7 protein-coding genes and 1 pseudogene are annotated in these 8657 nt (G+C 68.3%); 2 read left to right on the forward strand and 6 right to left on the reverse strand.

Annotation, left to right across the window (positions count from 1 at the left end):
• A pseudogene (locus KN815_RS13090) lies at positions 1-354 on the forward strand (hypothetical protein); the annotation flags it as partial.
• A gap of 70 nt (positions 355-424) precedes the next feature.
• Here the strand turns inward: KN815_RS13090 and KN815_RS13095 are convergent.
• The 6 genes from KN815_RS13095 to KN815_RS13120 all read right to left on the reverse strand — a co-directional run bounded on the left by KN815_RS13095 (position 425) and on the right by KN815_RS13120 (position 7009).
• Positions 425-1387 carry an amidohydrolase family protein gene (locus KN815_RS13095; protein WP_216341973.1) on the reverse strand — a complete coding sequence of 321 codons (963 nt, stop codon included), beginning with the start codon at positions 1385-1387 and terminating at the stop codon, positions 425-427.
• A 3-nt stretch (positions 1388-1390) separates the two neighbouring features.
• The gene (locus KN815_RS13100) at positions 1391-2914 is read right to left on the reverse strand and encodes an aldehyde dehydrogenase family protein (RefSeq protein WP_216341975.1); all 1524 of its coding nucleotides are present in this window, start codon (positions 2912-2914) and stop codon (positions 1391-1393) included.
• A 78-nt stretch (positions 2915-2992) separates the two neighbouring features.
• Positions 2993-3808 carry a beta-keto acid cleavage family enzyme gene (locus tag KN815_RS13105; RefSeq protein WP_216341977.1) on the reverse strand — a complete coding sequence of 272 codons (816 nt, stop codon included), beginning with the start codon at positions 3806-3808 and terminating at the stop codon, positions 2993-2995.
• Positions 3805-4860, reverse strand: coding sequence for an amidohydrolase family protein (locus tag KN815_RS13110; protein ID WP_216341978.1), 1056 nt, complete (start codon positions 4858-4860; stop codon positions 3805-3807). The genes KN815_RS13105 and KN815_RS13110 overlap by 4 nt, the downstream gene beginning before the upstream one ends.
• Positions 4861-4957: 97 nt before the next feature.
• Complete coding sequence (locus tag KN815_RS13115) at positions 4958-5902, reverse strand: LysR family transcriptional regulator (protein WP_216341979.1); 945 nt, start codon at positions 5900-5902, stop codon at positions 4958-4960.
• An 87-nt stretch (positions 5903-5989) separates the two neighbouring features.
• On the reverse strand, positions 5990-7009 hold the full coding sequence (locus KN815_RS13120; protein ID WP_253208941.1) for an MBL fold metallo-hydrolase: 1020 nt from the start codon (positions 7007-7009) through the stop codon (positions 5990-5992).
• A 521-nt stretch (positions 7010-7530) separates the two neighbouring features.
• Between KN815_RS13120 and KN815_RS13130 the strand changes: the two genes are divergently transcribed.
• Positions 7531-8657, forward strand: a 1127-nt coding sequence (locus KN815_RS13130; RefSeq protein WP_216341980.1) for a Gfo/Idh/MocA family protein, incomplete at its 3' end; no start/stop codon positions are given.

The raw sequence follows: 8657 nt of genomic DNA on the forward strand, positions 1-8657 counted from the left end.
GATCTGCCGGCCGGAGCGGGGCTGCTGGCCGGCGGCGTCCTGCTGCTGTTCAACGCGCTCGCGGCGGGGGCGGGACTGCCGGGCGCGGTGGTCTTCCGGCCCGCGCTGCTCGCCGTGGCCGGACTGCTCGCCGTCGTCTATCTGCGGGCCTGCGCCCGCCCCGAGTCGGCGACGAGCTGGCGGGCCGCGCTGCGCTCGGCGGCGTATGACAGCGTGCGCGGGCCACGGGCGAGCGCCGTGCTGCTGCTGGCCGTCGCCACCGCCGCCGTCTGCGCCTGGGCGTATCCGCCGCTGCTCTTCCTCATCCCCGGCCCGCTCGCGATCGCCGCCAGAGCCACGGAGCACCACCTGTGACCCGCAGGCGGCGCCGGCGGTCATGCGGCGGCCGGCAGTGCATGGGCTCGGGTCTCCAAGGCAGCGATCTTCAGGCCGTCGTGACCTGTCGGCCGACTCGGGCTGCGGCTCGCGGGAACAAAGGCAGCGCATTGCGGCCGATGGCGTCGAGTTGATCACGGGGTAGCCCGGTGAAGTCCGCCACGGCGTGCCGGTTGGTTTCCAGCGTGTGCTCCGTGCTGCAAGGAACGCCGGAGTCCGAGCCGTACACGATGTGCTCGGGTGATGTCATGGCCAGGGCTGGTGCGAGGGTGTGGATGGTGCCGGTGGCGGCGGTGTCCAGATACAGCCGGGCGAGGTGGTCCCGTATCTCGCTCTGGGTGAGTCCGTTCGGGTTCGGCACCCATGCCTCGGTGCCCAGCAGATGCAGGCGGCCGGACAAGGCAGGCAGCGCACCGCCGCAGTGCGCAACGATCAGCCGCATGTTCGGGAACCTGCGGAAGATGCCCGCGTAGAGCATGTCGATGACCGTACGGGCGGTTTCGAAGGCGACTTCCAGCAAGGGGCTGGGCCGCCCCATGGACGCCGGGGCGTAGGCGTCCGGGTGGGCGAACACGGTCGAACCTCGGCGATCGAGTTCGGCCCAGACCGGTTCCAGACTTGCATCGCCCAGGTAGACCCCGTTGTAGTGGCAGGTCACCGCGAACCCGTCCGCGTGCAGTTCGCTGGAGGCCCGCTCGATTTCGGCGAGGGCGACGGCAGGGTCGTCGGTGGGCAGGGCCGCGAGCAGACCGAACCTCGCCGGATGGTCCGCCACGACCGACGCTCCGTAGTCGTTGGACGCCCGAAGGGCGTCCGGAGTCTTGGGGATGTTGCTCAACAACTGCATCGCGACACCCGCGCGATCCATGTAGTCCAGCGTCCCGTCGACCGTCCATTGGTAGGGCTCCGGCGCAAGGAACTGCGCTTCACGCATCGCATGCCAGCGCGCTTCGCGTTCCTCGGGCGTGGTGGGCGGGGTGAAATGGGCGTGCACGTCGATTCCCTTTGCCATCGCTCACTCCCTCTCGGTCAAAGAGGTGTCGAAGACCTCGATGGACGGACTCCAGCGGGACACCTCGCTCAGCCCGGAGGGCAGGCGCAGGCTCTTGCTGTAGCCGAATTCGTGGAGTGTCTCCAGGGCATGCTCACGGCCGTAGCCACTGTGGCCGACGCCGCCGAAGGGCGTTCCGGTGAATGCACGGTTGTAGTTGTTGATGAAGACCATCCCGGCGGCGATCCTGCGGCTGACGCGCAGGGCGCGCTCGGAGTCGCGGGTGAAGATGCCGGCGACCAGTCCGAAGTCGGTGGCGTTGGCGATGTTGACCGCTTCGTCTTCGTCGTCGAAGGGGATGACGGCCACGACCGGGCCGAAGATCTCTTCGCTGGCGATGCGCATGTCGCGCGTCACGTCCGTGAACAGGGTGGGACGCACGTAGTAGCCACCGGCGAGTGCCGGGTCAGTGGGCAGGTCGGCCTGGGCCGCGAGCGTGGCGCCTTCGGCGATCCCGATGCTGATGTAGTCCTGGACGCGCCTGCGCTGGGCCTCGGTCACCAGCGGACCCACGTGGGTGGAGTGGTCAGCGCCGTTGCCGACGCGCAGCCGGGTCACGGCCTGGGCGAGGCGCCGGGCGACCTCGTCGTAGATGCTGCGCTGTACCAGCACGCGAGAGGCCGCGGTGCAGGCTTCGCCCTGGTTGAAGTAGCCGCCTTCGACGGCCCAGCGCAGGGCGGAGTCGAGGTCGGCGTCCTCGAAAATGACGAAGGGGTTCTTTCCGCCGAGCTCCATCAGGGTCGGGGTGAGGTTGTCGGCGGCCGTCTTCAGCACGGCGGAGCCGGTGGTGGGGGCGCCGGTGAAGGAGATCTTGCCCACGAGCTTGTGGCCCGCCAGGTGGGCACCGACCTTGCCCAGACCGGGAAGGATGTGGATGACGTCGTCCGGGAGGACCGACTGGGCGATCTCCAGCACGCGCATCACCGACAGAGGGGCCTGCTCCGGAGGCTTGATGACGACGGCGTTGCCTGCCGCAAGGGCGGGAGCGAGCTTGCCGGCCGTGTGCAGCGGCGGCCAGTTGAACGGCACGATAGCCGCGATGACGCCGTACGGCTCCAAGGTGGTGACGTCGAGCGTGGCGCCCGCGTCCCGCACTTGGTTGGGCATCACTTCGCACAGGCTCGCGAAGAGTTCGAAGATGGCGATGCATGCCTCGAGATCGAAGCCACGGGCCTGGGTGAACGGCTTGCCGTTGTCACTGGACTCCAGCGCGGCGATCTCGTCCGCGTGCTCACGGACGGCCTGGGCCACCTTGTTCAACCAGCGGCCCCGCTCGCGGGGGGTGCGCGCCTTCCAGGCGAAGTGGGCGTCGTAGGCCGTGGTGACGGCCTGACCGACCTCCTTCTGGCCGGCTCCCTGGATGGTGACGATCGGGCTGCCGGTAGCGGGGTTGTCGACGGTGAAGCGGTCTGCTTCGTCGTCGGACGACCACCGGGTGCGGAGGATTTCCGCCGGGTCGAAAGCGGTTGACGTGTCGGTCTCTTTCATTCGGGTCCCTTCGGATTCGGATCCCTTCGGATTCGGATCCCTTCGGATTCATTCGGAGTTACGTGCAGCCGCGGAGGTTCACGGCTGCGTGGGAAGGAGGGCCTCGCGGGCCTGGCCGACGCCGGCGACGGGCCGGTCCAGGGACTGGGCCAGGCGTACGGCGCGCTGGACCAAGGGCCTGTTGTCCGGGGCCAGTTCGCCTTTGCGCAGATGGAGGGTGTCCTCCAGGCCCGCGCGGGCGTTGCCGCCCAGGGCCAGGCCGATCCCGGTGAGGGCCAGGTTGTGTCGGCCGATGGCGATGACCTGCCAGACGGCGTCCTCGGGCAGGCGCTGGGCCAGCAGGATCAGGTTGGCGGGGGTGGCGGCCATGCCTCCGCGGACGCCGAGGACGATGCTGAACTGAAGGCGTCCGGTGAGCAGTCCCTTGTCGCGCAGTCGCAGACAGGCATCCAGGTGGCCGGTGTCGTAGATCTCCAGTTCCGGCTTGACACCCAGTTCCTGCATGCGGGCGGCGAGGCGCTCCACTCCGGCGGGCGGATTGCGGAACTCCCCGGCGCCGAAGGACATGCTGCACGGATTGAGGGTGGCCATCTCCGGGCGCAGCTCGACCAGGCCGGCACGTTCCTCGAACGGAACGCTCAGGCAGACGCCGGTGGACATCTGGATGAGGATCGGGCAGCGTTCCCGGATGAGGTCCATGGTCCGGCGGGCGACGGACAGCTCCGCGGTGGGCCGGTCCTGCTCGTCACGCAGGTGGATATGGGCGACCGAGGCACCGTCCTCGTAGGCCCGCTCAACGGCTTCGGCGATCTCCTCGGGTTGGGTGGGCAGCGCCGGGTGGTCGGCCTTGGTGGCGATGGGGCCGGTCGGTGCGACGGTGATGACGGCGCTCACGACGTGCTCCTTTCCGCGGCCGACCGGGGTATCAGGTCCAGCTCGGCGGCGTTGGCGGAGGCGATCCGCGTGGTCTGGTGCGCACTCAACCGGGCGGCGTGCAGGCGGTCGAGGGGATCGGTCACGCCCATGTCGAAGGGGTAGTCCGAGCCCAGCAGCACCCGCTCCGCACCCACCGCGGCCACCAGGTTGCGCAGGTCCTGGGCGGCGTAGACGAGGGAGTCGAACCACAGGCACTCCAGATAGGCGCTGGGCAGATGAGCGCAGGAGCGGGCTTCGGCGCGATGCAGCCACGCGTGGTCGGCGCGGCCCAGGACGGTCGGCAGATAGCCGCCGCCGTGGGCCGCGATCAACCGCAGACGTGGAAAGCGGTCCAGGACCCCGCCGAAGATCAGATGGGACAGGGCCACCGCGTGTTCGACGGGCTGTCCCACGGAGTTGGACAGGTACCAGCGGTTGAGGCGTTCGTCCAGGGTGCACCCCCACGGGTGCAGGAAGACGACCGCCCCGAGTTCTTCCGCCCGCCGCCACAGCGGGTCCAGACGCGGGTCCGACAGCTCCACGGAGGCGCGCGTATGCGCGTCCCAGGCGTGGGACGGTATCTGGATGCCGCGCAGGCCGCAGGCGAGAACGGCGTGCTCCAGGCACTCCACGGCCGGCTCCGGGTGCTGAAGCGGCACCGCGCCCAGACCGACCAGCCGCTCCGGCTCCTGTGCGCAGTGCCGTGCGACACCTTCGTTGGTGGTCTGCGCAACCTCCACGGCCAGTGCGGCCGGGGTCCAGGTGTGGTACTGGGTCGGCACCACGGACACGACCTGAACGCCGATTCCGGAGGTGTCCATCACAGCCAGCCGCTCGCCGACATCGGTGAGCCGCGGCCGGCGCTCGGCGAAGGCCTTTTCACTCACCGCGGCGGACTCCAGGCCGGACCGCAACAATTCCAGATCCGTGAAAGCGAGGAATCCGGGATGGCTTTCCACGAGGTCGTGGACTTCGGAAAGCCATACGTGGGCGTGCACATCCGTTGCGGACGTGCGGCTCGTATTGACCATCGAACGGGCCTCTCGCATCGGTAACGACACGAAAGAGTCTGAACCGCCCAGCAGCCCAAAGGAAGCCCGTTCTTCCGATGGAGGATATAGATGCGCTCTATTCCGAATTCATGAGCTCTCGCGCAATGTCACGCAGCGTGTCACGCAGCCACCTGTGTCCGCTGTCGCTGTCATGCATCGGGTGCCACCAGAAGGCCTCGACCAGCGGAACCACATCGAAAGGACATTCCAGCGCCCGCACCCGCAAAGCGTCGGCAAGGGGTGCCACAAGTCGCTCCTGGACCAACGCGATGCCCTGGGTGGCGCGCACCAGTTGGGGCATGGCCAGGAAGGAATCGGCGATTGCGCACACACGCGGTGTGACGCCCAGCAATTCCATCTGGCGCCACGCCGGCGCGCGGCCCAAGGGATCGTGGAACGTCGTCACCCAGGGCAGCGCGTTCAGGTCCGCCATGGTCAGCTCTTCCCCGACCAGCGGGTTGTCGGCGGCGACCACGCACATCCAGCGGTCGCGATGCAGGTCGATCTGCCGGGGCAGATCGATGTAACCGTGGGGCATGAGCACCCCGTCGAGGGTGCGGTAGAAGTCAGGGTTGCGGCTGAGTGCTTCGGGTGTGACCGGCTCGAAGCGTACGCAGGCACGCGGAGCCTGTTCCTGTAGGCGGGCCACCAGCGCCGCGCCGACCACGCTGATGCCGTAGTCGGAGGAAACGACGGTGAACACCCGGTCGGAGGTGGCGGGGTCGAACTCGGACTGGGCCGCGAAGACCCGCTCGACGGCGGAGACGGCCACGGCCACCAGCGGACGCAGTTGCTCGGCGAACGGCGTGAGCTGGTAGTGGTTGCCGACCCGTGTCAGCAGCTCGTCGGAGAAGTGCCGGCGCAGCCGGGCCAGCGCCGCGGACAGCGTGGGCTGAGTACGGCCGAGCCGCTGTGCGGCGCCGGTGACGGAACGCTCACTCAGCAGGCCGTACAGGGCGTGAATGTGACCGATGTCCAGACCATGCAGGTGTGCGGCCCCTGCCGGATCCTTCGCCTCCATGAGGACCTTCTATCGTGCCGGAGGATGGGGTGGTGTCGGCGGGCCGCTGTGCCGGACGGGAATGCCGCCGCGTAACCGGTGACCGGGTCAGGCCAGGCACGTCAGGGGCCGGCCGCCGTTGAAGGTGACCATGTCGTGCAAGGCTGCCCGGACGTCGAGCGAAGCGCCCATCGGGCCGCCGTCGAGCTCCGAATAGGCGCGGTGGAGATTGCCCACGAGGCGTTCACTGTCGCTGAGGGCGGCGAACCGGCCCAGTTCGGCTTCACGGGCCGCTTGCAAGGGTGTCAGCCCCGCGGCGTGGGCGCGTTGCGCCACTTCCTGTACAAAACGCAGGTAGTCCAGCACCTCGTCGATGATCTCCGGGCCACCGACCGGACCGTGACCTGGCACGATCACTTCGGCGTCGAACCGCTTCAGTCTGCCCACCACGGCCAGGGCCCCGCGCAGGGAACCCGCCAGCAGGAACGGCGTGCCGCCGTTGAACAACAGGTCCCCGGCGAAGAGAACCTTGCGCTCAGGGATCCACACCACGGCGTCGTTGGTCGTGTGAGCGGGCATGCCCAGATGCCGCACCTCGCACAGCAGGTCGTCGGCGTAGACGTTCACGCTGTCGGTAAACGTGACGAAGGGCGGGGCCAGGTGGATCGTGCCCCATTCCCGCTCGCCCCAGGCCCCGCTGCCGGCGACCGGGGCCGTATGGGGCAGGCCCTCGGTGATCAACGCTTTGCGGCAGGCATCGTGCGCGATGACGGTCGCGTCCCTGAAGACGAAATTTCCGTGTGTATGGTCACCGTGATGGTGCGTGTTGATGAGCGTTCTCACCGGCTTTTTGGTGACGTGGTCAATCGTGCTCAGTAGTCTCCTGCTGCGTTTTTCCGTCGCACAGGAGTCGATCGCGACAACCCGGTCATCGGCGACAACGAAGCCGGTGTTGTTGATCCACCAGGTCCCATCCGGCTGAACGTAGGCGAATACGCCGTCGCTGATTTCGGACAGTTCTGCGTCACCCACATCAGCGCGGTTGTCCACTACTGGGCTATTGCTCATGGCGGCTCTCTCATACGGCTTGTCAGGAAGACGCGTCTGCCGGTACTCGCCGTGCGGCATCCGGCACTCACGTTCCGGAGCGAAAGTGCATCCCGGTGGCGAAGGCGGGGCGTGCAGTGCCGTGCACGGCACTGCGATGGACACCGGAGCCCTTGCCCCGTCGATTCAGTAGAGATTCTGGCGGCGCCGGCACACTGAGGGAACCCTATAACGTCGATGACCTCCATCGATGGCATCGATGCTCGATTGCCGCAGGTCTGGCGGGCCGGCCGGGTGGGCGGCTCGCGGCCATGCCGATGATCCGCGTCGCCAAGGACAAGCTCCTTGAACTCTGGCGCGGCTTGGACGTCATCTCATTTGGTGAGCCTGCGATAGCAGATGAGGGTGCAGGCGATGCTGGTGAAGGCCAAGAAGTACTCGGCTTTGCGCTCGTAGCGCTGGGGTTCCTCGCAAGAACCTGCTGAAGCGCTGCCCGTCCCACGTTCGCCCCCGTGCTCGCTCTGTACAGAGGCGGGGTGGGGCGGTTAGCGTTGATGCTTAGAAAGCGCTTACTGTTACTCGCGGTGAGGAGAAGAACCCACGTGACACGCAAGACAGTGCGGATCGCCATGAACGGTGTGACCGGCCGGATGGGCTACCGCCAGCACCTCGTCCGCTCTCTCCTCGCCATCCGCGAACAGGGCGGCCTGGACCTCGGCGACGGCACCGTGCTGTGGCCCGAGCCGCTGCTCGTCGGCCGCCGGGAGCACGTGCTCAAGGAGATGGCCGAGCGCCATGGCCTCGACCCGGTCGCGGATGTCTCGACCGACCTGGACGCCGTGCTCGCCGACGACCGCGTCGACATCTACTTCGACGCCCAGGTCACCGCCGCCCGCGAGGAGGCCATCAAGAAGGCCGTCGCCGCGGGCAAGCACATCTACACCGAGAAGCCGACCGCCACCGGTCTGGAAGGCGCCCTGGAGCTGGCCCGGCTCGCTGAGGCGGCGGGCGTCAAGCACGGGGTCGTCCAGGACAAGATCTTCCTGCCGGGGCTGCTGAAGCTCAAGCGCCTCATTGACGGCGGCTTCTTCGGCAGAATCCTTTCCGTACGCGGGGAGTTCGGCTACTGGGTCTTCGAGGGCGACTGGCAGAGCGCCCAGCGGCCCTCCTGGAACTACCGGTCCGAGGACGGCGGCGGCATCGTCGTCGACATGTTCCCGCACTGGGAGTACGTGCTGCACGAGCTGTTCGGCGCCGTGCGCACCGTGCAGGCGCAGGCCACCACCCACATCCCGACCCGCTGGGACGAGCGGGGCAAGCCGTACGAGGCCACCGCCGACGACGCGGCCTACGGCGTCTTCCAGCTCGAGGGCGGCGCCATCGCCCAGATCAACTCCTCCTGGGCCGTTCGGGTGGGCCGCGACGAGCTGGTCGAGTTCCAGGTCGACGGCACCGAGGGCTCGGCCGTCGCGGGGCTGCGCAACTGCCGCGTCCAGCACCGCTCGCACACCCCCAAGCCGGTCTGGAACCCCGATCTGCCCGCCACCGAGTCCTTCCGCGAGCAGTGGCAGGAGGTGCCGGACAACGAGGAGTTCGACAACGGCTTCAAGGCGCAGTGGGAGCTGTTCCTGCGCCATGTCGCGCTCGACGAGCCCTGGCGCTGGGACCTGCTGGCCGGGGCGCGCGGTGTCCAGCTCGCCGAGCTGGGCCTGAAGTCGTCGGCCGAGGG

This window comes from Streptomyces niphimycinicus, from assembly GCF_018883605.1.
Lineage (GTDB): Bacteria > Actinomycetota > Actinomycetes > Streptomycetales > Streptomycetaceae > Streptomyces > Streptomyces niphimycinicus.

Excerpts from the sequence above, each read along its gene's own strand:
- KN815_RS13095 (WP_216341973.1), bottom strand. The coding sequence starts at position 1,387 with ATGGCAAAGGGAATCGACGTGCACGCCCATTTCACCCCGCCCACCACG.
- KN815_RS13120 (WP_253208941.1), bottom strand. The coding sequence starts at position 7,009 with ATGCCGCACGGCGAGTACCGGCAGACGCGTCTTCCTGACAAGCCGTAT.
- KN815_RS13100 (WP_216341975.1), bottom strand. The coding sequence starts at position 2,914 with ATGAAAGAGACCGACACGTCAACCGCTTTCGACCCGGCGGAAATCCTC.
- KN815_RS13110 (WP_216341978.1), bottom strand. The coding sequence starts at position 4,860 with ATGGTCAATACGAGCCGCACGTCCGCAACGGATGTGCACGCCCACGTA.
- KN815_RS13115 (WP_216341979.1), bottom strand. The coding sequence starts at position 5,902 with ATGGAGGCGAAGGATCCGGCAGGGGCCGCACACCTGCATGGTCTGGAC.